Consider the following 539-nt stretch of genomic DNA (forward strand, 5'->3'; position numbering starts at 1 on the left):
TCGGGTTCTGGTGATCTTTCAAGTCTGGGGTTCGGCGGACAGCGCCGCGCCCTTTTTTGTTGCCCGGTTGGCGCGAAGCAGGTTCTCGCGCCCAGGCTGCGCAGGGACGGCCGCGCAGCGCATGCGGCGTGATGCGGCGGCCGGGGGTTGGCCATTGGCCGGCGCCCCCAACGACCCTGGGGCCTGACTATCCGGGGCCCGACTATCCGGGGGGCGGCGACCGCGCCTGGTCCGGCCGCTTGCCGTGAGGATCCCGCCGGGTTTCGCTGTTACGGCAGGTTGCGGGCTTTCTCGCGCAACTGGAATTTTTGCAGCTTGCCGGTTGAGGTCTTCGGGATCTCGGCGAAGACAATGGTCCGGGGAACCTTGTAGCGGGCCAGATTCTGGCGGCACCAGTCCAGCAGTTCCTCCACCGTCGCCGTCTTGCCCGGCTTCAGCTCGACGAAGGCGCAGGGGGTTTCGCCCCATTTGTCGTCAGGCTTCGCCACCACGGCGACGCTGGCGACGGCCGGGTGCTTGTAGAGCGCGTCCTCCACCTC

1 protein-coding gene is annotated in these 539 nt (G+C 67.9%); it reads right to left on the bottom strand.

Translation table 11 applies throughout. From position 1 onward, the window contains the following. Nucleotides 1-269: 269 nt before the first annotated feature. Nucleotides 270-539 (bottom strand): AMP-binding enzyme (locus AC4FS3_RS29355; RefSeq protein ID WP_491023470.1); only part of this gene is annotated, 270 nt, incomplete at its 5' end.

This window comes from Pseudogemmobacter sp. TB195, assembly GCF_058313095.1.